The following is a 24,064-nucleotide window of genomic DNA, read 5'->3' as shown; positions in this document are numbered from 1 at the left end:
TAGAATCGCATTATATGACAAGGGGTTTGCTTATAATTCTCATTTTGGCCGCGGGCGTTTTCGCGCAGGCGGACCCGTTGTCGCAGCCCGGCCCGTACGCTGCGGGCTGGCGGAGCGTCACGATCACACGGCCAAATAATTCCACCTTTACCGCGCGTCTCTATTATCCGGCAGCGGTGAACGGCCAGAATACTGCATACAACGGTGCCGGAGCGCCGTATCCCGCTATCACATTCGGCCACGGATTTCTGCAAGCAGTTTCTACCTATCAATCCACGCTCAATCATCTCGCAACGCACGGATATTTCGTCATCGCTTCCGATTCGGAAAACGGTTTGTTCCCGAGCCATCAAAACTTTGCGAACGACCTGCGGTTCTCGCTGGACCATCTGACGCAACAGAACGGTGAACAAAGCTCATTTCTCTTCAACCAGGTCGCTACTACGCGTTATGGAGCCAGCGGCCATTCGATGGGCGGCGGTGCGAGCATTTTGGCGGCATCTCAGGATGCTCGGATCAAGGCTCTCGCCAACCTCGCCGCTGTGGAAACGAATCCTTCGGCGACGGCTGCAATGTCCAACGTCAACGTTCCCGTCAGCCTTATCTCAGGAAGTGCCGATACCATCGTCCCTGTATCGTCGAACGGCCAACTGATGTACAACGCGGGACGAGCGCCGAAAATGCTTCCCGTCATTCAGGGCGGCTGGCACTGCGGTTTTCAGGAATCGAACGGCATCGGCTGTGATAACGGTACTATAACCCGAGCCCAACAGCTTGCAGAGACGCGGCGTTTGCTTACCGCTTTTTTCGACCTGTATTTAAAGGGAAACGAAGAAAGATGGAAACAGGTCTGGGGCAGCGGATTTCAAACAGCGGTCACCTCGGGACAGCGTAATTCAGGCATCGAGTTGACGCCTGCTGAACAGATAGTGACAAATCCCGTTGGCGTCGAGACGACATTCAGCGTAACGGTCACCAATCGCGGTGCGACGCCTGCTGCCTATCGAGCGTTCATCGAACAGCGGCGTTGGGTCGTAGGAGCAGACCCCGCGATAACGGGCGTTATAGCACCCAACGCTTCGGCGAACATCACTTTTCGTGTCCGCCGTCACTGGAAAAACAATTCTCCGCTCGAAAATCTTTTGATCTCGATCAGAAACGAATCGGACGGGCTGACGAGAAATTTCACTCCGATCACCTTGAGGCCCAACTGAGACCCGGATTACGAACATTAACAGCGATGCTTCTCGTACTGCATTTGGCGGTGCCTGCGGCGGTGCCTGATCCGGCGGCGGTCTCGGCAGTGAACCTCTACTCACAACGAAGATATGAGGAGGCTGCAGGCGAGCTCGAGACATTTCGATCCAGGGACGGCGAGGCGTACCAAAAGGGCTTTTACGCCTTGCTCTACGGGCGCATCGCAGAAAGGCAGGGACGTTTGTCGACCGCTCTCGGTGAGATCGCTTCTGTCTCTTCAGGCGACATGGCTGTGCATCAGGTGATCGACGGTCGTATGTCGCAGATCGCCCGCAGCACCGGAAATCCGCTGCTCGAAAGGCTGCTGCTGCGTGATGCGGTCCTCGATCTTCCGAAAAGCGAGGCCGCATATCATGCCCAAGAGCGGATCGCACGAAATGCGGCCGAAACCGCGAATTTTGGCGAAGCGTCGGCAGTGTTCGCAATGCCGGTCTTGCCGAAAGGCTCGTCATCGGCCCCTCGTCGAGACCTTGCTGGTAGGTTCGGCGAGGTTCTGCTGCAGCAGCGGAAGACATCTGAAGCAAGGTTGGTCTTCGAAAAACTGCTATCAGAAACGCCTGACGTTAAGCAGCCTGACGATGCAGCGCTGCTCTCCGTATTGAATCTGGATGTCATAGATTCAGGGACAGACGACAATTCAGCCGCAACTCCGAAACTTTCCGAGGCCGAGCACATGCGGCGCGGCGGCGTCTATCAGTTCAATCGTGAATTTGCGGCGGCTCGGCGGCACTATCTCGCTATTCTCAACGACCATCCGGATTCTGCCAGTGTCGCTGAAGCTATCTTTCAGATCGGACGCGGCTACACTCAATCGCAAGACCACAGCGAAGCGATAAAGTGGTACGAGCGCATTTCGGAGATCCACGCTGACAGCCCTTTTGCAAAGGATTCATTGCTGCAGGCGGCTTCGGCATATGCGCGTGTCGGTAAGGCGAGAGAATCAACGTCGCGGTACCGGAGCTTCATAGATCGGTTTCCGAACGACGAAAGACTGGATCGAGCATACCTGAACATCGTTGATGTATCCCGCGATGCCGGCGATGAGGTGTCGGCGATAAGTTGGTGCGACCGTACCGCGGAGGCGTTCCGAGGTAAGAGGGCCGAGGCTCAGGCGGTATTTGCGAAGGCCCGCATCTTGTTAGCTCGCCAGGAATGGCAGCTTGCTCTTGCAGAACTCGAACGCCTCAGCACCTTCAATGATCTCGGGGGTTACAACGTTCCGGGCGGCGCGGCCAAGAACGAGGTAACATTCCTGCGGGCCGCGGCACTTGAAAAGCTGAAACGCGTCGGGGAAGCCGTCGACCTCTATCTTTCACTTCCTGAAGGCCGCAATGAGTATTTCGGAATGCTTGCAACCGAGAAACTTCAGAAGCTTGCGGCGGGCAAAGAGAGTTCCGAAGCCGTGCGGCAAAAGGCCGCTGCACTTGCAGGCGGCCTCGATTCGAAAAATGCGGAAGAGCGTTTCGCGGCAGCGTCGGCGCTATTGCGCATTGATCCGGCATCATCGTTCGGGGCAAGGGCCCGCAGCGTTCGCGATGCATCGGTGACGATGCTCCCTCGTTTCAAACAGATGCCAAAGGAATCCGAGAAGCTGTCCGGACCAAAGGACGTATTCTCCACCCTTGGCATTTACGATGATGCGATCCTGCTGAAGACCCAAACTGCCTCGGGAACATTACCGGCGGAGATATATGCAAAGGGTGGACAAGCCGATCTTGCCTTAGCTGTTGTCGATCCTATCTGGAAAAATACGCCGACCGATCTGCCGCCCGATCTGATACCGGCCGAACAGGCGTTTCTGCTTTATCCGACGCCGTTCTCAGATGAACTACTCGCAGCCGCCGACGCGAATAAGGTCGATCCGCGAATGCTTCTGGCAATAATGCGGCAAGAATCCGGATTCCGAGCAGACGTGAAATCAGTCGCGGCGGCTCGCGGTATTCTGCAGTTCATTCCCTCCACTGCCATACGCATCGCCTCTGCAGCGAACATAGAGAACTTCGCCATCGATGACCTGTTCTATCCGCCCACGTCCATAAAACTTGCCGGAAATTACGTTGGCGAGTTATCTCGTCAATTCCCGAATCAACCCGAGGCAGTGATTGCGAGCTACAACGGCGGGGATGATAATATGAAAAGGTGGTTGGGACGCTCCAGGTCGGTCGACCCGGGCTTTTATGTCCCCGAGATCATGTTTTCGCAGACCAAAGATTACGTAATAAAGGTGATGTCGAATTACCGCATGTATCGTCTGATCTATGACGATCGTTTGCGGCCAAATTCGCCCGCCTCCAGCATTAGCAGATGAAAAAGTATTTTATTGCATTAATATTACTCGCACTGTCAGCCGGATTTGCCTGTACCAAAGCAGAAGAGAACAAGGGGACCGAGAAACGCTATCCGATGAAGGGCAAAGTCGTCTCCGTCGATAAGGAAAACAAGCGGGCAAAGATCCACCACGAGGACATCGAAGGTTTTATGGATGCGATGACGATGGATTTTCCGATAAAGGCGGATTGGGTCTGGGACGAGCTGCGTCCGGGCGTTCAGGTGCAGGCTGAGATGGTAGTTAACAGCGCCGCGAAAGACCCGTATTGGCTGGAGAACATCGCGATCGTCGCCACGGCGGTCGAAGGTGATGAGAATGTCGAGGTCAATCAGAACTTTGCGCAGGTCGGTAATCCTGCACCTGATTTTAAACTGACCAATCAGGACGGCAAGGCCATAACAATGGCTGATTTCAAGGGCAAGGCACTCGGCATCACGTTCATATACGCGCGATGCCCGCTTGCGGAATTCTGCATCAAAATGTCAACGAATTTCAGCGATGCTGCACTTGAACTTGGAAAGCCCGAACGGCAGGATCTTCGCGACAAGGTTCGGCTATTGAGCATTTCATTCGACCCGGCGAACGATACACCCGAAAAGCTGCGCTCATATGGCCTCGGCTATCTAGGCAAGGACGCCAAACCTGATTTTACTGTTTGGAGCCTTGCTGTGGGCAGTGATGCTGAGGTTCGAAAGATCGCTGATTTCTACGGGCTTCGTTACGAGATCGACCCGGAAGACAAGACGCAGTTCCGCCATTCGCTGAGGACAATAGTGATAGGGCCGGACGGCAAGGTCGCAAAAGTGATCCCCGGAAGCGACTGGTCGCCGGCATCGCTTCTCAAAGACCTTGAGGCAGCATTGGCCAAGTAGCGGCTGGCGTTTCTCCCCGCTCGTAGACCGCTCGGCCCGCAACCATCGTCAAAGCAATATCGCGGGCATTTGACGAAAAGACGATCGCGGCTTCTATGTCATGGATCGGGAGCTGAGCTGTACTGGCCAATGAGACGACGGCCAGGTCAGCCTGCTTGCCCGGCTCAAGCGACCCGATCTCATCAGCCATCCCAAGTGCGGCGGCTCCGCCAAGCGTTGCCAATTCGATGGATCTGGCAGCAGAAATAGATCCACTTTCGGGGTCTAGATTTCGTGAAAAATACGCGGCGGTACGGGCCTCTTCTATGAGGTCGCACGAGTTGCTGCTTGCCACAGAATCGCTCCCAAGCCCGACCGTGATGCCCGCCGATAACATTTTTGCGAGTGGTGCGGTGCCGTGGCCGAATTTCGCATTTGATCGCGGGCAATGAGCGATGCGTGCGCCGTATGCCGCAATTCGTTGGAGATCGCTTTCCGACGCGTGAACGCAATGTGCCAGCAGCGGCCGCGCCGCCAGAACGCCGAGGCGTTCGAGATATTCGACCGGAGAGCAATGCGGACTGTGCCACTCAACGCCGAACTTATCATAAATCTCAGTAAAAAAGCCCGAGCCATTTAGCAAAAGGTCCAACTCTTGCCGTGATTCGGAAACATGGATGGTGATCGGTACCCGATCCATTATCGAGAACTGTGCGATGGATTCTAAGAGCGAGGAGCTGACCGTGTACGGCGAATGCGGCGAAATTCCAACGCCGACGAGCGGCGTCGCTTCTGCTGCGAGCTGATCGAACTTGTCGGCGAGGGCCTTCAGGTCATCCATCGCGGTTCGCGAATCAGGTGAAAATTCTGTTTCCTGAAACACGATCCCGCGGAGCCCTACCTGTTTCAATGCGGTCATTCCGGCATGGCCGAATCTGCCGATATCGCCGAAACAAGTAACACCTGCGGCGGCACCTTCCTTCGCTCCAAGCAGGGCAGAATTCAGAATATCGTCGTCCGTCATCTCTCGCCGAAGATCGTTGAGTTTCAAAAGCCAGCTGCGAAAATCGTGTTCTACGTCATCCAAAGCTCCGCGAAGCGATGTCACCTCTAGGTGCGAATGGCAATTCACAAGTCCAGGGAGAATGGCCGCGGCAGGGAAGTGTGTGTTCTCGGCATCAGGGTAACTCTCAACGATCGCCTTTGTATCGCCAACCGCAACAATGCGGCCTTCTTCGATCGCGACCGCGCCATTCTTGATAGGCGGTGAACTGACCGGCAATAGGTATTCCGCAGAGAGTATTCTCATTCTAGTTGGGTTTCTTTTCCGTTCGATAGCGGGTAAGTATCGATGACACGTATGCTCTGGTCGAGGGGATCCCGATACGGGAAATGAAGTCGGATTCCGTGATCGCTGCGGCGTCCGTTCCGCGTGTCCATTCTTCGACGCGGCTGGGCCCGGCATTGTACGCCGCAAGCGTCATGGCGGTCTCTGCGGAGCGTCCCCGGTACTGCTCACGCAGTTTTTCCAGATACCAGCAGCCGATCTGAATGTTGCGTTCGGGGTCTGAAATGAAGGCCCCGACATTCTCTGCCGCCTCACGTTCAAATTCTTTGAAGCCCGTCTCTCGAGCCCATTCACGGGCCACGGCCGGCGTTATCTGCATCAGTCCGACCTCATCGGCTGCTCCCGTTTTCCACGCTCGAAAATAGGTTTCTTCGTAAATGATGCTCCATACGAGCTTTTCATCCAGCCTGTAGATCCGTGCTTGGCGGGATATCAGATCGTCATACCGATGTATCCAATGATCAGGGAAAAATATCGCGGCGGACGCAGCGACCGTAACAGCGATCAGAAAGATCGATATCAAGTAGCGGATCATTTCGTTTCCTTCACTGTTAGAGAGCGCTGTTTGCTCGGCTTCGCCGGGGTCTTTCGTTCCTCAGCCTTTTCGCTCCGAACGTATCCCGACCGGACATTCTCGGCAAACAGGTCAGCATCAAAATCGGCTTCGCGAGCCATTTCGATGCGGATCTCGTCAAGAACTTCAAGCGACTTCGGGCGACGGTACATAGACAAATCAATTGTCCTTACCGTTCACCGGTTGGTCAAACGTAGTATTGTCGGAAGATCTATTGGACGACGGGATGTATGTTGAGGCCTCCGACCGTATCTACGGGCGAAGACATAGGCTCGCCTAGGAATGAAGCAAGCATAGTGATATCCATCGGCGGTGCAAAATAGAAGCCCTGAGCATATTCGCAGCCGTGCTTTGTGAGCACTTCAAGTTGACCCTCGTATTCAACGCCTTCCGCGATAACGTCGAGCCTAAGGTTGCGGGCGAGAGTGATGATGGCTTTTACGAGATCGTCGTTATTGCCTTCACGGTCGATCATCGAAACAAATGAACGGTCGATCTTGATGGCAGAAACAGGCAGCTGCGTTAAATATCCAAGGTTCGAATAGCCTGTGCCGAAGTCGTCAATATTAATGTCAACGCCGCGGCCGTTCAACTCATTCAGCATGCTCACTGCACGTTCTTGATGTTCAAAAAGAACGGATTCTGTGATCTCGAGTTTCAAGCGCCGATGAGAGAATCCCGCATTTGCAAGAATGGAGTCAATGCTTTCTATCAGATCAGTTTTTGCGAATTGGCGGCAAGAAAGATTTAGGCTTATGGAAAGATCCGCGGCAGAATTCAAATTGCCTATTTCGCTGCACGCTTTTTCCAGCATTTGCTCGCACAGCTTATCGATCAACCCGATCTCCTCCGCCAAGGCAATAAATCGGTTCGCCGGGATGGGCCCGAATTCCGGGTGCGTCCACCGTGCAAGCGTTTCGAGGCAGGTGACGGAGCCTTCGTTCAGTGAATAGATCGGCTGGTAATGAATGTCGATCTCGCGTCTTTCGAGAGCCCGGCGAAGATCGGTTTCAAGTTTGAGCGTCTCCTTGGCCGCCTTGTGCATTTGCTCATCAAATGTCTCGTGCCTTGCCTTGCCTGATCGCTTTGCCTGATACATGGCCGTATCGGCATCGCGCATCACGTCCTCAGGCAGGTAATGAGAACCAGAAGCATGCAGTATTCCGATACTCGCAGAGCTATAGACCTCGTGCCCGCTAAGGTCGAACGGTATGCCGAACTTCTTTTGAATTCGGTCAGCGATGTTCGTTACTTCCGATGTATCGTACTTGCCTTCGACCAAGATGGTAAATTCGTCCCCGCCGAGGCGAGCGACCATGTCCGAAGGACGAAGGCAATCGCGAAGCCTACGCGAGATCTCGCGAAGAAGTTCGTCGCCGATCAAATGGCCCAAACTGTCATTCACGTATTTGAACCGGTCAAGGTCGATGAACAGAACACATACGCGGTAGCCGACGATCTGGCGTGATTTTTCAAGCGCCGCCCCAAGCTGGGACATGAAGAGGGCCCGGTTCGGCAGCCCGGTGAGTGCATCATGCGTTGCGTCGTGCTGCAGTTTTTCCTCGACCGCCTTCTTCTCGGTAATGTCCTGTATCTGAAATATCAGGTTCGGCTGTGCGGCATTTTCATCAGCCGCCGCAGATGCGCTCCACGAGGCCCACACCACCTTGCCCGAAGAGTGAACGTAGCGTTGCTCCATTTGGCAGTTGGAAATGCGGCCGGAAAGCAGTTCATGGACCTTGATAAGCGAATTGCCGAGGTCTTCGGGCAGCGTCAGCGACTGAAAATCGGTAGCAAGAAATTCCTCCTCGCTGTAGCCCAATATATCGGTGAGAGCCCGGTTGACCTTGAGCCATTTGCCGAGCGGCGAGACCAAAGCGATCCCGATCGGGGCATGGTCGAATGCACTCCGGAATCGGTCCTCAGATTCACGCAAGGCGTTCGATTGCGATTCAAGGATCTTCGCATATTGCTCCGCCTGCTCCGCCTGCTGTACCGATATCTCAACATTCTTGAGATACATTCTGTACGTGTAAAAAATGAATCCGATGACCGGAAAAACGGCCAGCATTGTGCCGAGGCCCATGTATCCGGCCATCTGAACCATGATGCCTGCACTTCCGGCGCCGACAAAGTAGGTGATGTAGGACCAAAGGTACTTGCTCTTCCACGTTTCTGCGAGCGATGCTGCATCTTTCAACACATCATATGCGGATGCAAGCAGCGTATTGGCCAGGAACTGGACCAAAGCGATCAGCGAGAGGCCGATGATGAAGTCGCGGCTGACGTTTGCAGAACCTTGAGAAAGCACGGCCTCGTAAAAACCCGAAACCTTGAGAACGACCACGACCGCACTGGTCGAAACCGCCATCGCCGCGGCATTGAAGAATACCGTGAGCTTTCGGTTGCAGAACCGCCAAGATGAGGCCGCCGCCTCGACCGCAGCCAAAATTGTCGCGTATTCGCCGCCGTAAAGCAGCAAGGCGAGGAAGACGAAAGTATCTGAGACGGAAATGTGCGATTTGAACTTCGGTATGCGAAGAGTTATGCGGGAACCGACGAGTATCGCGAAAACACTGAGCAGGACGAGGTATATATCGACACGCGATATGTCAAAATTCAATATCGAGATCAAAACGCAAAGAGCCCCGGCGACGATAACCGTCGCCATATATCTGTCGGTCTTGCTCGATAGTGTCATCGCCTCAACGAGAACGGAACTGAATGCGGCTGGCCTTTGCGGCCGGTTTTTCGAGAGGTCGGGAGCAAACGAGGGGGAAGGGCGAATGCCGGCCTGTCACTCAAAAGAGAGATGGAGGCCGCATGCAGCCTCCATAATTATCTAACTTTCAACATTGTTTGTCTAGTATTTATTTTCTTAAACAAACAACGTCACGCAATGATCGGAGCGGCGATATCCTGCCTTCTCAAAGCTCTTGTGGGCGTGGCCGAAGTCCACATTGCTGAGCAGGCAGATGTTATCCACTCGATCCAGCAGCTGAAGCGTCAACCGAGACAAGCATTCAGCAGCAACACCGCGTCCGCGATGGTCCGGATGGACATACACGCCCTCCAAATAAGCCGCATCCTCGGTTTCGGAGATGATGTCGGCCTTGAAGACCATCTTATCGCCGTCCCTGACAACGAAAACACGGTCCTGCTCGATCCTGCGTGCGACTCTCTTCAGGAATCCTTCTCGATCTCGGGCCATCGGATCAACACCGCATTCGATGAAGGCAATTTCTGCCTGCGCCTCGGCGACGGGGATCAGATCCTCCATTGTCGCGTTCTCAAGTTTCCATGTGCAGTCGCGAACGAGATACGGGAACGACGCTTCAAACAGGGCCTCTACGCATTTCAGCCTCGGTTCAGACCGTCCTTCCGTCATCAGATCGTAGAACCTTTCGGCCGCATCGCCGCCTGACATGATCAGATGGATGGGTACCGACGGTTTGCGAGCTGCCGCCGCGAGTGAAGCGAGTGCCTCGTCCGAGCGGGCCTCGACCAGGGTCGAATGTCCGATCAGGGCTACGCCTTCGAGTTCGCCTTTTGCGTTGCGGTATCCGAAGAACGTTCCGCGGTTCAATTCGCTTTCGATGCCGTTGTCCAGGATGAAGCTTGTCATCACGATAGTGTGAACCGGCCTGATCCTGAGGAACGAGAGCACTTCCTGCGTATCGGCTGAGGTTAGAACTCGTGCCGGCTGTCCCTTTGCGGCTGCCGGTATCGGTGCCGCTAGGCGCAGTTCGCGTATAGCATGTTTGTGGGTCCTTAGCTGGCTATACATATCCTTTCTCCTATTGATGTGGTCCTTTATACAATGGTCGTCTATTGCATCGCCGGAGTGTCATCGCCAAGGAGAACGCTGTCTCCAATGAGTACGCCGTCCCCAATGAGGACACCGTCACCGACAAGGACTCCGTCGCCGACAAGGACTCCATCGCCCACAAGCACACCGTCGCCTACGAGGACGCCTGATGCCATGACCAATGAACCGCTGCCGCCTGAACCGCCGTTGCTGAGTGTGATCTCAGGAGTCACGTTCAGTCCCGCGGTATAGAAGGACGAGTTAAGAGAAAAGATTCCGAATGAGTTATTCACACCCGATACGAATGTGTTGTTGCGTCTGTAGACGAGCTGGAACTGCTTGATCAGGTTTTGGCCCGTGACTACAGTGTGGCCGGCGATGATCATTTGAGCCCACGGAAATGTGTTGCCGTTGATCGTCGTCGTTGTCGTGGGCATCGACCAACCTGTCACTGTTACCGAGTTGCCCCTAGCGAGAGTGTTGAAGTCGACATCGGTCTTGAACAGTTTGGCCAGACGTACCGCACCTTCCAGATTGAGCTGCCCCGCACCCTGCTCGAGCATATCCGCACCTGCGATCGGCTGTGCCGAGAATTGCATGATCATCTTGACCATTTGCGGTGTAAGGTTCGGGTTTACCTGCAAAAGCAGTGCTGCCGCACCGGCTACTACCGGTGATGACATCGACGTGCCGCTCATGTACATTGCAGATTCGCCGTCATTTGTGCCATCCAGATTCAAGGTAGGGTTATTCACAGACATCCTGTTGTTAGGTGCTTTGTACGAAACGAGGCGGTTGCCCGGCGCAACGATGTCCGGTTTGATGAGGTTGTCGTATATTTTGACACCCGCGGAATTCGTGTAGAAACCGCGTGACGGCCCGCGTGACGAGAAAGACGCGATCGCGTCGTCATTGCGGGGATTTGTACCGAATGAATTTGCCGCACCTACGGTCAATGCATACGGGCTGATGCCGGGGCTGCCGATGCGGCCGTAGGTTTTCAGGCCGTTTGCCGCCTTACCGCGGTTGCCCGCAGCCGCTATCACGACAACGCCGGCTTCTGTCAGTTCGCGAACCTTCACACAGATCGGGTCGTTCGTGTAGGTGTCAACAGCCGTCGTGCTGAGGCTCATGTTCACAACGCGGATGTTGTGAGTCGCACGGTTGTCGATTATCCACTGCAAGGCATTTAGTAGCCAGGACGTGTTACCTAGGCCATCACCGTCGAGCACTTTGACGCTGATGATATTTGCATTTGTCGCTACGCCGCGGTATGCACCGCCGTTTTTATTCGAATTTCCGGCGGCCAGTCCGGCGACGTGTGTGCCGTGGCCGTAAACGTCAGCTGTATCGTTGATGTTTCCGTTCGTGAAGTTCACGTTGGCAACGATGCGGCTGGTGCTGCCATTCTTGAAGCCGTTGTGATTCGCAAAGATCCCGGAATCGACGATCGCGATACCAATGCCGGAACCGTCGAGCGTATAAGCCGCACGGCCGTTCAGTGAGGGCTGTGAGCGGATCGTCGAAACGCCGATGGTATCCTCGACGTGTCCAGTTCCGCGAAGCTTGCGGTCGGGTGAAACGTAGTTGATAAGCCCACTGGAAGAGAGCGTGGTCAGAGCACGGAGCGGAAGATTGACGACCATCGTGTTTGTGCTGCCGATGCGGTCAGTAACACGAGCCGAACCGTCAGCCAGCATCGCACGCAGAGCGCCGTTGTCAGCGTCCTTTGCCTGCAGGATGACGTCAACGCGGGTTTTGCCGCTCGGATCCTGTGCCATCATCTCGCGAAGATCAGGCGAGACGTTGTCACCACGGTAACCGAATTCATTTGTGTCGCTATCGAGAGAAGCGGTTTGCGAACTGCGATCCGTAACGAGGATGCCGGCAAAATAGCCGCTAACCTCTGCATCGCTCGCAATCCGCTCGTCATAAGCGGCGGCCGAGCTGCCGCCGATCATGACGAGCGTTCCTTCAGTGATGCCCTTGAAAATGGCATCCGTCGCGGCAGCGGCACCGACGAAGGCCGAAATATCATCTGCAAAGAGAATGATGCGGCCCTTCGAGGCGATGACGTCTGCCGTGATCTGTTCAACAACCGCGGCTGCTTCCTCACGTGAGCGGGCGTTCGAGAAGAGTGTGTCCGTCTCGATCTTGAGGATGGTCCGGTTTGCGAGGGTTGCCGGCACGCTGCCTTTCGCAATGCGGATCGCTGCCTGTTCGACTATGATCTCTTGAGCTTCCTTATTGTCAGAGATCACCACGGGCTGCTGTACGCCGCCATCCGCAAGGACCTTGAGGAGACGATCTGTCTCATTCTCGTAATCCGAGCTTTCATGCAAACGGCCCTCGCGGCCGAGCTTTGTGAGGTCGGTCGTGAATTTCGCTGTCACGGGGCTCGCTGCAACGAGCCTAGTTGACTCGCTGCGGATCGCGTTCACTGCGAATACATTGGTGAAGACGAACGACGCGAGTATCGCTATCGCTGCAAATCGCCTGGTTGTTTCAAATCCGAAAAGTTTGATCTTCATTTTATATGCTCCAATTCCGGGGCTTCAGAATAGACGGCACAAACCGTCGCCATTCCTAATTCAAGGAGTGTGCCAAAGAGGTAAATGCAGCAAATAGAGGACTTAGTCGTATTGCATTGAAAGGCAAAGACCGCTAATCGGTCAAAATGAACGATTCAATCGGTCAGGGTGACGAGGAAATGAAAAGGGCCGCTCGAAAGACGGCCCTAGCTTGATGGCGGTTAAGCTAGATGTCAGATATTAAGAATATCAACAAGCTCCTGAACTGCGGCGGCTGATTTGTGAAGTGCAGCACGTTCGTCGTTCGTGAGCGATATTTCTATGATCTGTTCTACGCCGTTCTTGCCGAGCTTTACAGGCACGCCGACGAAAAGATTGCTGACGCCGTATTCGCCTTCGAGGAAAACAGCGCACGGCAGGATCTTTTTCTTATCTTTGAGGATCGCTTCTGCCATTTCTACGGCTCCGAGCGACGGAGCGTAAAACGCTGAGCCCGTTTTCAGCAAACCTACGATCTCAGCTCCGCCGTTCGCGGTGCGGTCCACGATCGCGTCGATCTGTTCTTTCGGCAACAGTTCCGTGATCGGGATGCCGGCACAGGTCGAATACCGCGGCAGCGGCACCATGGTATCGCCGTGGCCGCCGAGCACGAACGCCGTTACGTTCTCGACCGAGACATTTAATGCCTCTGCCAGGAAGCACCGCATGCGTGCAGCGTCCAAAACGCCTGCCATGCCCATTACGCGGTTCTTCGGGAATCCCGAACGGCGAAATGCCACCTGCGTCATCGCGTCAAGCGGATTCGATACGACGATGATAAATGCGTTCGGTGAATATTTCGCGACCTCGTCGGTCACCGCCGAGACGATATCAGAGTTTGTTTTCAGCAGGTCGTCGCGGCTCATTCCGGGTTTGCGAGGCAATCCTGCAGTAATGATGACGACGTCTGAATTCGCCGTCTCTTCGTAAGAGTTCGCACCAACCAGCTTCACATCAAAGCCGTCGATAGGAGCGGCCTGTGCAAGGTCGAGAGACTTGCCTTGCGGCGTGCCTTCGACGATATCTACCAAAACAACGTCGGCGAGTTCTTTCGCCGCGATCCAATGAGCGGCCGTCGCACCGACATTTCCGGCACCGACCACAGTTACTTTGTTTCTTCCAGCCATTTTTAAACCTTCCTATTCAAATAAAGTGTGTGAAATAAAAAGGCTATTTTGGCACATCGGCGGATAAACGGCAAAAAGAGACCCGGCATGCTCTCCCCTTCACGCCGGGCCCCTTTGCTATGACAACAGGAGGAAATCCCGCGGTCAATTCGGTTAGGTATCGCGGCCAAAGCCGCTCTACCTGTTCTTTTGATGCAAGAATTTTAAAAAAGGTGCCTGCCTACGACAACTTTTTTGCAAACATTGGCCTGATCAATTCAGGATCGGATGCCCGCCGCCTTGGCTATGGTCTTTGGTGGCTTCGTAGCGCCGACGATCGTTGTGATACAGCACTAAATGCTCGCCCTCGTAGCGAACAACATTCGACATTCGGTCCAGGTCGCGGGTGTGTTCGGCGATGATGAATGCCATCGGGCTATACGCAAGAACCATTCCCGCCGCAAAGATAAAGCCGCCCTGATCAAAATCCGTACCTGCATACTGATCTGCGGGCACCGCGAAGTCAGGCGAATAATTACCGGAAGAGTCTTTCGTGCGGTCGGCGTTGGCAACGTAGATCGAATATTCCGAATAGTTCAGCCGCCGCGTATAGCGGTTCTTCCGAGCAACGGCAAAAAGATCCGCAAGTCCTTTGTCTATTGCGTTGAGCATCTGCCGAGCAGGCGACCGTACAGCATATACATTAGCTCCGCGGGGCGTTCTGACCGCGACGGTAAATCTGTCCCCGGTTATGCGCTCAGCTTCGGCTTTCACACGAGGATGTTGAGCATTTACGGCAAACGAGCCTCCGGCGATAAAGGCAAGAAGGATCACTAGCGTTTTAAGACTCTTGGGCATTTTCCGGCTCCTCACTTGCGGCTGGAATGCCGCTCAAATAGGATGCGAAGTATCGGGGTGTGACTGCAAAGAAAATGGTGCTGAGGGCGGGAATCGAACCCGCACGCCCCTAAGGACACGGGATTTTAAGTCCCGGGCGTCTACCAATTCCGCCACCCCAGCACGACTTTTGAGATTACCATTTCCGCGAGTAGAAAGTCACGATTGCTTTGCAAAAGCGGGCCGTACCGAAGCCAATTGATCACGAACGATACGGTCGACCGCGAACTATAATTGTTGTAAATTGACTCGGTCATTGCCATACTGTTGGCGGGTAGAAAAGACTTTATGGAACAGATCTCGTGGATATTATGGCTGGTCTTGGGAGTAGGCTTGCTCGTGGCGGAGATCTTCACCTTAGGATTTGTCCTTTTCTGGTTCGGTATCGGTGCTGTGGCAGCAGCATTGGTCGCTTTGGCGGGCGGCGGCATCGTATGGCAGATGATGACCTTCCTCGTGGTCTCGGCCTTGCTGACCGCTGCCTCAAGGACGATATTCTCAAAATACTTCTCACTCGATGACAAGAGCATGATGCTTACCGGAATTGATTCACTTCCGGGGAAGATAGGAACCGTGACACAGAACAGCGGCGGTGCGTTGAACGAAGGTGCCGTGAAAGTTTACGGCTCTGTATGGACAGCATTCCCGATCGACGGCGAAGAACCGTTGACCGAAGGTGAAAAGGTCGAGGTGGTCGAGGTCAGAGGAGCTTCAATTTACGTTAAACGAATAGTGAACGAACTGCCGGAATGGCGCGGCGGGGAGTAGGTCAAGCTGTTTCATTAATATCCAGATCGGCTGTGTCCTGATCGGCGGTGTCGTGGATGCCGTCAATATCAATCAACTCCATTTTCAGATCGCCTTCCACAGCTTCGGGCAATCCATCGCCGGTGAATTTCGCAATGACCACAGTGATGTTGTCCTCGCCGCCGTTGGCATTAGCTATTTTCACGAGGTCTGCGCAGGCATTCTGAAGCTCATCGAAGTGCGACAATATAACGTCACGCATCTCACCAGCGCCGACCTTATTCGAAAGCCCGTCGCTGCAAAGAACGAAAATATCGTCCCTTCGAGGCTCGATGCGTGCGGAAACGGGATAGATCTCATTCTGAGCGCCGAGTGCCTGCAGAATGACGTTCTTTAGAGTATGCTTTTCCGCCTCAGCCTCTGATATCTGATTCGCGTCGATCAGCTGCTGCACGAGCGATTGATCTTTTGTTACCTGATAGATCTCGCCCTTTCGGATCAGATACGCACGGCTATCGCCGACCTGAATTATGTCGGCAGCTCCCGGCGTAACACCGATACCGGTGAAGGTCGCTCCCATTCCCTGAAATTGAGGGTCTGAGCGGCCCTGCTGGTGAATAAGATGATTAGCGAAAACTGTGGCTTCGTGGAGTTTGTGAATGAGAAGGTGCTCGTCGGCTGCGTGTTCGGCTCCATGAGCGAGATCCTCCAGGAGTTTTTCGCCGACGGTCTCAACCGCCATAGTACTTGCGACCTCGCCGGCCATTGCACCGCCCATGCCGTCTGAGACCGCCATTACCACACCGCCGTCGTCCACCGCTATGGTCTGCGTTTCGATCACGAACTCATCGTCAGACTGGGATCCCGTCCACGCGCGTTCATCCGAGATCGCGAGGAGAAGATAATTGTCCTCATTGCCCTTTCGGACTCTACCTATATGGGATGTGGCGTGGACCTCGACGTTGAACATAAAACGCTTCGTTCTCAAAGTTTAGCGATTTAAGGCATTTTTTCAAGCCCGCGGAAATAGAGTTAAGAAAGTGCCTGGTCCAGATCGGCCAAAATATCGTCCGCATCCTCGATCCCGACAGAGACTCTTACCAGGCCGTCGGTTATGCCCAGCTGCTGCCGAGCTTCCGCGGGTACCGAAGCATGAGTCATCGTTGCCGGGTGAGAGATCAGCGATTCAACTCCTCCGAGGCTCTCGCCGAGCGTGCAGAGCTTTACGGATTCCAGCACTTTTCGTGCGCTTTCCAGCGAACCAGTATCAAAAGAGACCATGCCGCCAAAGCCCGACTGCTGTTGTTTCGCAAGCTCATGCTGCGGATGCGAAGCAAGGCCGGGGTAATAGACCTTTTCAACACGAGGATGCTCAGCAAGAAAATTTGCGACCAAACGGCCATTGCGGTCGTGAGCATCCATTCGAACCGCGAGGGTCTTGGTGCCACGCAAAACAAGGAACGAATCGAAAGGCGAAAGTATCGCACCGACCGCATTCTGAATAAAGCCGATCCATTCTGCGTCCTTCGGGTCGTTCAGGGCAACGAAGCCGCCGACGCTGTCCGAATGCCCATTCAAATATTTTGTCGTCGAGTGCAATACAATATCTACGCCCAGATCAAGCGGCCGTTGAAAATATGGCGACATAAAGGTGTTGTCGCAGACGACCTTCGCCCCGCGGCTATGGGCAAGTTCACTGACGGCTGCCAGATCGGTCAGCGTCATTATCGGATTCGTCGGGGTTTCTACGAAGACCATCTTCGTATTCGGCTTGAAATGACCTTCCAGCGAAGCAATGTCCGAGGTGTCGGCCAGATCGAACTCGACCCCGTAATCACTAAGCACGCGGTCGAACAACCGGAAGGTCCCGCCGTATGTATTGTGGCCAAGAATAACGTGCTCGCCGGCCTTGACCAGTTTCAGTGTCGCGTCGATCGCCGACATTCCGGACGCGAACGCAAATCCGAAACGGGCATTCTCCAAAGCGGCGATGTTCTCCTCCAAAGCGGATCGTGTCGGATTCTGCGTACGTGCGTATTCGAACCCCTTGTGTCTGCCTAAGCCGTCCTGAGCATAGGTCGACGTTTGATAGATCGGCACGCTGACGGCACCGGTCGTAGGATCGGGCTTATTGCCCGCATGAATGGCTTTTGTTGCAAATCCCATAGCTAATGCCTTGTAACGGCGAAATATAGCTAGATTTTATAACTTCGCCCCGCAAAAATCAGCCTCGAATAGACATTTGGCGGCGATGAGTTACGCGGCGGCATTGATTTAGGTTAAAATATCGGTAATTTAAGTCGGGTACTCAACTGAATTCAATCAACAAATACGATGGCAGGGATCGACCTTACAGACGCCAGAACTGAATCGGAACGCAGGGTTTCCGACCGCAAAAAGCTGATCATCGACGTCGAATTCGAAGGCGGTGACGGCACCGGCATCGCCAATACGCGCGACATCGGAGCCGGTGGGCTATATATGACGACCTCAACGGTGCTCGATACGGGCTCGCGCATTTCGATGAAGCTTTCTATCGATCAACGCGAAATGAACCTGTTTGGCGTTGTCGTTTATTCCGATCCGGGCCACGGCGTGGGCGTTCGTTTTCACGGCATTAGCGAGGACGACGAGAAGTTCCTTGCGGAGAATTTGGGACTGAATTAGAAATAGGGGCGCTTTGTATGTTCGACCAATTCACACTAGGTATCGAGGAAGAGTTTCAGATCGTTGATCCTAAGACGCGCGAGCTCAAATCACACGTTTCGGAGATCCTTGAAGACGGAGTTCTGATGCTCGGGGAAAAGATCAAACCCGAGATGATCCAATCGATGATCGAGGTGGGTACCGGCGTTTGTGCGGACATTCAAGAGGCCCGCGAGGACATCACGAATCTGCGCCGCATTATTTCCAGTCTGGCGTCGGATAAGGGAATGGCGATCGTCGCAGCATCAACGCATCCATTCTCAAAGTGGAGTGAGCAGGACATATACGACGGCGACCGCTACAAGCTGTTGGTTGACGAACTGCAGATGGTCGCACGGAGTCTATTGATCTTCGGCGTACATGTTCACGTGGGAATACCCGACGTCGAACGCCGTATTCAGATAATGAACGCGGCACGATATTTCCTGCCGCACATCCTCGCGATGACGACGTCATCGCCGTTCTGGCTTGGGTTTAATACTGGCCTGAAATCCTATCGCTCTGAGGTCTTCAAAAAATTCCCTCGGACCGAGATCCCGGATCATTTCGAGAGTTATCAGCAGTATCAGTCGTATGTCGATCTGCTTATCCACATGAACTGCATTCAGGACGGTTCAAAGATCTGGTGGGATGTTCGCCCGCATCACAAGTTCCCGACGCTGGAGTTTCGCATTTGCGACATTCCGACGCGTGTTGACGATACCATCGCGGTTGCGGCGTTGTTCCAGGCAATCGTCGCTCGCCTGCATCAACTGATCGACGGCAACCTCGGTTTCCGCATTTATCACCGACGCCTGATCCTCGAAAACAAATGGCGGGCGATCCGCTACGGCCTCGACGGCAAATTGCTTGACCTCGGTAAACAAAAAGAGGTCCCTGTTAAGGACCTGATCTGCGAGCTTCTGGAGTTTGTCGATCCTGTCGTGGATCCGCTTGGTTCGCGAAAAGAGATCGAACATGTTCACACGATCCTTGAACGCGGTACGTCAGCGGACGAACAGCTGCGCGTTTGGGAAGAATCGGGCCACGATTTCAACGCCGTCGTCGACATGCTGATGGAGAGGACGCTGGAAAACGTCTAGCTAGGCCTGTTGATGGCCTCTGGCAACTGCAAGTTTCAGGAAATTCTCAAAAAGAATGCGGCCGTCGCGGCTTTCGTTGGGGTGTTCCCAGCGTGTGGGGTTCTTTGACCAGTCCTCAAAGGATTTTTCCAGGTGGAACTGGACCGTGTAGATCAGTTGGCCATCTGAGCGTTTGACCATCATCTGGTTCTTGCACAGATAAGAGGTTGCGAGAAGCGTGAATCCTTCAGGAACTCCGTCCACTTGAACGCCGTGGTTCTGCCAAACGCGCAGAATGTCGTCTTGAGTAGTATAGTCCTGCCAGATTCCTGACCTTTCGTCATTTATCCCTTGGAATATCGGGTCTGTACGATCCACGATCTTTACGAACCGGTACTGATATTCGACAACGCGGTTATCGCGTTTTGCAGCAAGGTCAAGACCGTCCAGCGTTTTCAGCTTTGCGCCGAAAGATATCGAAACCAGCTGATGAGCTCCGCAAATGGCGAGTACCGGTATCTTGGTTTTACGTATGAACTGCTCAAAACTCGCGATGTGCTCGGGATTATAATAGTCAAAATCGGCGTAGGTGCCGCTCATTACGATCGCGTCAGGCTGATAGCTTTCGGCGGCCTCGGCGATCTCCGAAAGATGTACGGTGAGGGTCTTCGGATTGCGGACCAGTCGAATGACGTTCTGAGCGATATTGTCACACGCCATCCCCGACACCTTTCGCTCGAACTCAAGCCTATTCTTCAAGGAATTCTTCCAGTCCTTGTAGGCAAGTTCGGAAACATCCGACTCATAACGGAGCAGATTGTTCATTATCAGTACTTTCGCCGCGTCTATTGATTTCTCAATAGGCTCGTACCGGCAGAATTTTGCTCTGTTATAGGGAAACGGCAATGTTTGTTCCGGCTCAAGTCCCTTTGCCACGGCGTCGTACATAGATTCGAAAGAGGGTCGTTCATCGCACTGAGTGCGAACTTCCAAATTATATCACCTGTAACAGGAACGTAAAACCACGGAAAAGTCAGCCGCGAATGACACGAACAGCACGAAGAAAGGATCGCCGGGCCGCGATCATCCGAGAATGTGAGCCTAAATTGTTCGCTTTTTCACATTTTGACTCTGCATCTCGGCGACTTAGCGATGAAGATCTACTTAATGAATTCCGGCATCATCTCGCCCGGGCCGATCTCTGCGATCTCGTCGCGCATGCGTTTGACGGCCGACGTTCGGACGCGTTTGGCTGTACTTAGAGGCATTTCTGCGATCAACATCTCCATCCGCAGCATTGAATGGTGCCAAGCGGTTTCCATCTTGTCCGCTACCGCCGAGACACGAGTAATGTCATAGGGAATTGCAAAATCTCCGCAGCCGATACGTGCAAAAATACGCATATACCTCGCCGTCGCGAGGTCAGGACAGGCAAAACGGCTCCGACCGACGCGGAGCTCGATGCCGAGAAGAGTGTAGATTATCTCAGGAGAATTCTGCTTTGCGGGAATCAGTATGCCGACCGCGCGGGTCCGCTGTTTGCGTACGAGCGTTTTATAAAGGTCAGGCAACCACGCGGCCTTATCAGCCGCTATCTCATCTACAACAGACCCGACACTGCGGGGCTTCATTTGTCAGCGGCGATGACCGCCGCAGAAGGCGCAGTTGAGAATACCGAGATGACGCGGTCAGCAAAGATACCGAAATAAAATACGCCCGCAACCGTTATAATAAGCGTTGCAGCAAGCGCGGCCGGGATACGCGGCGGCTGCCATTCGGTCGTGCGTTCCTTAAAGAACATCACCACGATCATCCTCAGGTAATAGTATGCCGATATCGCCGTACCGACCACCGCTACGACGACGAGCGCCGTCACGAGCGGATAACCTGCTTCGAGAGCGGGACGGAAAACGAGTATCTTGCCCATGAATCCCGCGGTCAGCGGCAGTCCCAGCAGACTGAGCATAAACAGCGACAGCGAGAACGCAAGAACGGGCGTTTTGAATCCGATGCCGTTATAGTCCTCAAATTCGGTGCGGCGGTCGTTCTTTTCGGCAAGCAGCGTCACGATGGCGAATGCACCCATGTTCGTGATGGCGTAGGTGAGCATATAGAACGCCACGGCGGCGATGGCTTCGCTGCGTGCCGCGGCGGATGTTGCGAGGCCCGCTCCGATGAATCCCGTCATCGCATAGCCCGCGTGGGCGATGGACGAATACGCGAGCATGCGTTTTACGTTGTCTTGCATTATCGCGGCAGCGTTGCCGACGATGATGGTAATGATCGCCATCACCGCGAGGGCCGATATCCACGAGCTGTGCAGATAACCCGCAACCTCAACTCCGGCAACGAGCGGCAGCCCGAGAACAAAAATGCGCAAAAACGATGCGAATGCAGCGGCTTTCGGCCCGGCGGCCATGAAACCTGTCACCGCCGTCGGCGCGCCTTCGTAAACGTCAGGAGCCCACACGTGGAAGGGAGCAAGGGCGACCTTGAAACCGAAGCCGACGATGAGCATCGCCGCACCGACGAGCAACAGACCCGGGAAATTCGGATCAGCGACCTTTTCAGCGATTCGGGTCAGGTCCGTCGAGCCCGTCGCACCGTAGATCAACGCCATTCCGTAAAGCAAAAATGCCGAGGCGAACGAGCCGAGAATGAAATATTTCATTCCGGATTCGTTCGAACGCAGATCGCCTTTTCTGAGTGCCGCCATCACATAGGTCGCGATGGAAAGCGTCTCAAGGCCGAGGAAAATAACGACGAGATCGTTGCCCGATGCCATCAGCAGCATTCCGAACGTCGCGAAAAGCAGGAGTGCGTGGTATTCACCGACTGCGACATCTTCGCGTTCGACCCAGACGGTCGAAATTAGCACCGTCATAGCCGAAACGAACACGAAGACGAACGAGAAACTCAGCCGTAGGCTGTCGTGAACGATCATTCCGTTCCACGCGGTCGCCGGCTGGCCGCCGCTCCACAGCATCGCGAGAATAACGCCTGTCGCCGCGAGGGCGATGAGCGAAATGATGCCCGTAACGGCTCGCTGCTTAGGAAAAAAGCTGTCGTAGAGCATAACTATGATGCCCGCGACCGCCAACACGATCTCCGGCAGGATGATCGTGAGGTTAACCTCGGGTGTTACCAGATCTGTCAGAAAAAAGGTGTTCATTACCTGTTCATCCCGACCGCGTCGGATTGCGGTGCAGGTTCGATATCTTGTTTAGCCACGGTTCCGCCGCTGCGCTGCATCACGCGTTCATGGATCGCCTTGATCGGCTCGTCCATACGCTTGAGGAACGGCGTCGGATAAACGCCCATATAGACCATCAGCACGAGCAGCGGAGCCATCAGGCCTATCTCGCGAAAACTCAGGTCGGAAAGCGTACGATTCTCGTCCTTTGTTACCTTGCCGAAAAATACTCGCTGCACCATCCATAGCAGATAGACCGCCGCGAAAATAACGCCGGTGCCCGCAAGCATCGTAGCGATGTAGTTCCAATTTACGCCCGATGTGATGCCGAGAATGGTCGATTTCCACATTCCGAGCATTATCATGAACTCGCCGACGAAGCCGTTCAGGAACGGCAGGCCGATCGACGACATCGTCGTAATGACAAAGATGGTCGCGTAGATCGGCATTATGTTCGCCAGGCCGCCGAATTCCTTGATCTCACGCGTGTGCCGTCGTTCGTAAATAAAGCCTACGAGCAGGAATAATGCTCCCGTCGAGATGCCGTGTGCGAGCATCTGAAAAACGGCGCCCTGCATTCCGATCTCGGTAAACGAGAACATTCCGAGTATCACAAACCCCATGTGTGCGACCGACGAATAAGCGACCAGACGCTTCACATCGGGCTGAACCATTGCGACGAGAGCTCCGTAAATGATGCCGATGATCGCCAGCGTGATGAAAAGCCACGCAAGCTCGCGGCTCTGCTCTGGGAACAGCGTGAAGTTGAAACGCATCAGGCCGTAGGTTCCCATCTTAAGAAGCACGGCGGCAAGAATTACCGACCCCGCTGTCGGAGCCTCAGTATGTGCATCGGGCAGCCAGGTATGGAACGGGAACAGCGGCACCTTGATCGAGAACGCTAACGCGAATGCGAGGAACAAAAGCATTCCGGTCTGCGGCCCGATGACGAGGTTGCCGGTGTTCATGGCGTTCAGTATCGCGACGAGGTCAAACGAACCGCCGAGGCCCGTCTGATCGGCATAGAGAAAATACAGCGAAATGATCGCGACCAGCATCAGCAAACTGCCAAAAGCCGTGAAAATAAAGAACTTGACTGCCGCGTAAATGCGGTTCGCTCCGCCCCAAATGCCTATCAGGAAGAACATCGGCACAAGCGACGCTTCAAAGAAAAGATAGAAAACAAGCAGGTCGAGCGAGACGAAAACGCCGATCATGGCCGATTCGAGCAGCAGTAGAAAAACGTAGAACGCCGTCGGCCTTTTCTCGACGGCATGCCATGTCGAAAGCACCGCGATCGGCATGATGAACGTCGTAAGGATGATCAGCCAAAAGCTGAGCCCGTCAACGCCGACGTGATAGTTCGCATTGATGGCCTTGATCCACGGCACGTTCTGTTCGAAAAAGTAGCCGCTCGGCCCCGCCGCCGTAGACGAGAACATCAGCAGCGACACAACGAACATTAGCATCGTCCAGCCCAGCGTCAGCCATTTCAGATGACTTTCCTGTTTCCAAAATGCCTGATGAGCGATGGTCAGTACCGCACCGATCACCGGCAGCAGGATCAGGATGGTCAATAGGTTGTTCAGCAAAAAGTCCATTTCAATTATTGCCGGT

General features: G+C 54.2%; 20 protein-coding genes and 1 tRNA gene. 6 read left to right on the top strand and 15 right to left on the bottom strand.

Annotated elements, in window-relative coordinates; genetic code table 11:
- Positions 1–14 precede the first annotated feature (14 nt).
- Genes IPM50_05580 through IPM50_05570 form a run of 3 tightly spaced genes read left to right on the top strand, consistent with a single transcriptional unit; the run spans position 15 to position 4,458 of the window.
- A complete protein-coding gene (locus IPM50_05580; GenBank protein QQS34047.1) occupies positions 15–1,214 on the top strand; it encodes a dienelactone hydrolase family protein in 1,200 nt (399 codons plus the stop codon).
- Between the two features lie 26 nt (positions 1,215–1,240).
- The gene (locus IPM50_05575) at positions 1,241–3,565 is read left to right on the top strand and encodes a transglycosylase SLT domain-containing protein (protein QQS34046.1); all 2,325 of its coding nucleotides are present in this window, start codon (positions 1,241–1,243) and stop codon (positions 3,563–3,565) included.
- Positions 3,562–4,458: an SCO family protein gene (locus IPM50_05570; protein ID QQS34045.1), complete on the top strand. Its 897-nt coding sequence runs from the start codon at positions 3,562–3,564 to the stop codon at positions 4,456–4,458. The genes IPM50_05575 and IPM50_05570 overlap by 4 nt, the downstream gene beginning before the upstream one ends.
- Here IPM50_05570 and IPM50_05565 read toward each other — a convergent pair.
- From IPM50_05565 to IPM50_05525, 9 genes are all read right to left on the bottom strand, one after another.
- A complete protein-coding gene (locus tag IPM50_05565) occupies positions 4,427–5,746 on the bottom strand; it encodes an amidohydrolase family protein (GenBank protein ID QQS34044.1) in 1,320 nt (439 codons plus the stop codon). The two genes, IPM50_05570 and IPM50_05565, sit on opposite strands and share 32 nt — an antisense overlap.
- A 1-nt stretch (position 5,747) precedes the next feature.
- A complete protein-coding gene (locus tag IPM50_05560; GenBank protein QQS34043.1) occupies positions 5,748–6,320 on the bottom strand; it encodes a lytic transglycosylase domain-containing protein in 573 nt (190 codons plus the stop codon).
- Complete coding sequence (locus IPM50_05555) at positions 6,317–6,511, bottom strand: hypothetical protein (GenBank protein ID QQS34042.1); 195 nt, start codon at positions 6,509–6,511, stop codon at positions 6,317–6,319. Before IPM50_05555 ends, IPM50_05560 begins: the two co-directional genes overlap by 4 nt.
- A 59-nt stretch (positions 6,512–6,570) precedes the next feature.
- Positions 6,571–9,060, bottom strand: a complete 2,490-nt coding sequence (locus tag IPM50_05550; GenBank protein QQS34041.1) for an EAL domain-containing protein — start codon at positions 9,058–9,060, stop codon at positions 6,571–6,573.
- Between the two features lie 177 nt (positions 9,061–9,237).
- Entirely contained in the window at positions 9,238–10,146 is a 909-nt protein-coding gene (locus IPM50_05545) for a GNAT family N-acetyltransferase (protein ID QQS34040.1), read from the bottom strand.
- A 41-nt stretch (positions 10,147–10,187) separates the two neighbouring features.
- The gene (locus tag IPM50_05540) at positions 10,188–12,698 is read right to left on the bottom strand and encodes a S8 family serine peptidase (protein QQS34039.1); all 2,511 of its coding nucleotides are present in this window, start codon (positions 12,696–12,698) and stop codon (positions 10,188–10,190) included.
- Between the two features lie 233 nt (positions 12,699–12,931).
- Entirely contained in the window at positions 12,932–13,864 is a 933-nt protein-coding gene (mdh, locus tag IPM50_05535; GenBank protein QQS34038.1) for a malate dehydrogenase, read from the bottom strand.
- Between the two features lie 252 nt (positions 13,865–14,116).
- Positions 14,117–14,701, bottom strand: coding sequence for a hypothetical protein (locus tag IPM50_05530; protein QQS34037.1), 585 nt, complete (start codon positions 14,699–14,701; stop codon positions 14,117–14,119).
- A 75-nt stretch (positions 14,702–14,776) separates the two neighbouring features.
- Positions 14,777–14,863 (bottom strand) — tRNA-Leu (locus tag IPM50_05525).
- A 165-nt stretch (positions 14,864–15,028) separates the two neighbouring features.
- Between IPM50_05525 and IPM50_05520 the strand changes: the two genes are divergently transcribed.
- Complete coding sequence (locus IPM50_05520; protein ID QQS34036.1) at positions 15,029–15,508, top strand: hypothetical protein; 480 nt, start codon at positions 15,029–15,031, stop codon at positions 15,506–15,508.
- A gap of 1 nt (position 15,509) precedes the next feature.
- On the opposite strand, the gene IPM50_05515 is transcribed toward IPM50_05520, so the two are convergent.
- Both IPM50_05515 and IPM50_05510 read right to left on the bottom strand, forming a co-directional pair.
- Positions 15,510–16,457 carry a serine/threonine-protein phosphatase gene (locus IPM50_05515; GenBank protein QQS34035.1) on the bottom strand — a complete coding sequence of 316 codons (948 nt, stop codon included), beginning with the start codon at positions 16,455–16,457 and terminating at the stop codon, positions 15,510–15,512.
- A 62-nt stretch (positions 16,458–16,519) separates the two neighbouring features.
- Complete coding sequence (locus IPM50_05510) at positions 16,520–17,653, bottom strand: cystathionine gamma-synthase (protein ID QQS34034.1); 1,134 nt, start codon at positions 17,651–17,653, stop codon at positions 16,520–16,522.
- A 168-nt stretch (positions 17,654–17,821) separates the two neighbouring features.
- On the opposite strand from IPM50_05510, the gene IPM50_05505 reads away from it, so the two are divergent.
- Together IPM50_05505 and IPM50_05500 are read left to right on the top strand one after the other, a co-directional pair.
- Positions 17,822–18,154, top strand: a complete 333-nt coding sequence (locus IPM50_05505; GenBank protein QQS34033.1) for a PilZ domain-containing protein — start codon at positions 17,822–17,824, stop codon at positions 18,152–18,154.
- Positions 18,155–18,171: 17 nt separating this feature from the next.
- The gene (locus IPM50_05500; protein ID QQS34032.1) at positions 18,172–19,275 is read left to right on the top strand and encodes a carboxylate-amine ligase; all 1,104 of its coding nucleotides are present in this window, start codon (positions 18,172–18,174) and stop codon (positions 19,273–19,275) included.
- On the opposite strand, the gene IPM50_05495 is transcribed toward IPM50_05500, so the two are convergent.
- The 4 genes from IPM50_05495 to IPM50_05480 form a co-directional block, all read right to left on the bottom strand.
- Complete coding sequence (locus IPM50_05495; protein QQS34031.1) at positions 19,276–20,202, bottom strand: hypothetical protein; 927 nt, start codon at positions 20,200–20,202, stop codon at positions 19,276–19,278. It abuts the gene before it with no gap.
- 212 nt (positions 20,203–20,414) lie between these two features.
- Entirely contained in the window at positions 20,415–20,885 is a 471-nt protein-coding gene (locus IPM50_05490) for a hypothetical protein (protein QQS34030.1), read from the bottom strand.
- Positions 20,882–22,426, bottom strand: coding sequence for an NADH-quinone oxidoreductase subunit N (locus IPM50_05485; GenBank protein QQS34029.1), 1,545 nt, complete (start codon positions 22,424–22,426; stop codon positions 20,882–20,884). Before IPM50_05485 ends, IPM50_05490 begins: the two co-directional genes overlap by 4 nt.
- The gene (locus IPM50_05480) at positions 22,426–24,048 is read right to left on the bottom strand and encodes an NADH-quinone oxidoreductase subunit M (GenBank protein QQS34028.1); all 1,623 of its coding nucleotides are present in this window, start codon (positions 24,046–24,048) and stop codon (positions 22,426–22,428) included. The genes IPM50_05485 and IPM50_05480 overlap by 1 nt, the downstream gene beginning before the upstream one ends.
- Positions 24,049–24,064: the final 16 nt, after the last annotated feature.

This window comes from Acidobacteriota bacterium, from assembly GCA_016700075.1.
GTDB lineage: Bacteria > Acidobacteriota > Blastocatellia > Pyrinomonadales > Pyrinomonadaceae > OLB17.
Note: the sequence above shows the minus strand (reverse complement) of the source record. Positions and strands in the feature narration are given on the sequence as shown.